An 878-nucleotide genomic window follows, 5' to 3' on the forward strand; every position below is an offset into this window, starting at 1 on the left:
ATCTTATGGTGGTTTTGCCAAGGGTGTTCACCTCTTCCCATTCCGAACAGAGAAGTTAAGCCCCTTATGGCCGATGGTACTGCACTATCATGCGGGAGAGTAGGTAGCTGCCATATTTATTAAGAAAGGTCCTGGTGACATGCCAGGACCTTTTTCTTTCTATATAAGTAGAAGCTCTTCTCTTCTTAATCATTAAAGGATCCACTCTAACAGTAGAGTATATCTCTTCCCAGGCTCTCCGGGCCAGACGTAAGGTCTACCGGTGTTGCGATTATCTTCCCTGGTCACGGCTTTAACCGCGACCGTCAGACTACCTCCGGCTCATTACTTTGAGCTACCAATTGAAATACTACACTAGCAATTAAGTTGAAATAATTTTTGCTGCGAATGATAAAGATGCTATCTTTGCCATCCGCTCTGAAAAAAGCGCTGTTCTTTGTACAACTGAGGGTTGATTGCCAACTGTTTATGATACTTTCTTTTAATAGATAAGAGATTAAAAAAGTGGTAATTAAAGATGAAAAAAACTTTAAAAAAGTTTTGGTGATAATGAAAAGAATCACTACTTTTGCAACCCCAACGCAAACGACGCGAAACACACAAAAGTTCTTCTAAAAATAATACAGGATGTACGGCCGAACGGGCCACGGAGATCGGATCTCAAACATCAACTAACGATCAGTAAGTGATCGAAAGTTCTTTGAAAGAATGGAAACAACAGCACGAATCAAATTAGTGATAGTTTGATTCAATAAACACAGGTAATGTTATAGCTAACATAATTTAAATATCCGATTAATTTTCTGAAGAGAATTAGTCAGGTATCAACTTCTTTACAATGGAGAGTTTGATCCTGGCTCAGGATGAACGCTAGCGGC

Annotated in this window: 1 rRNA gene; it reads left to right on the plus strand. The window is 39.5% G+C overall.

Annotation, left to right across the window (positions count from 1 at the left end):
• The first annotated feature begins 4 nt into the window (after positions 1–4).
• Positions 5–116: ribosomal RNA gene (rrf, locus tag HGH92_RS33405) — 5S ribosomal RNA — on the plus strand.
• Positions 117–878: the final 762 nt, after the last annotated feature.

Origin of the sequence: Chitinophaga varians, from assembly GCF_012641275.1 — a bacterium.
Classification (GTDB): domain Bacteria; phylum Bacteroidota; class Bacteroidia; order Chitinophagales; family Chitinophagaceae; genus Chitinophaga; species Chitinophaga varians_A.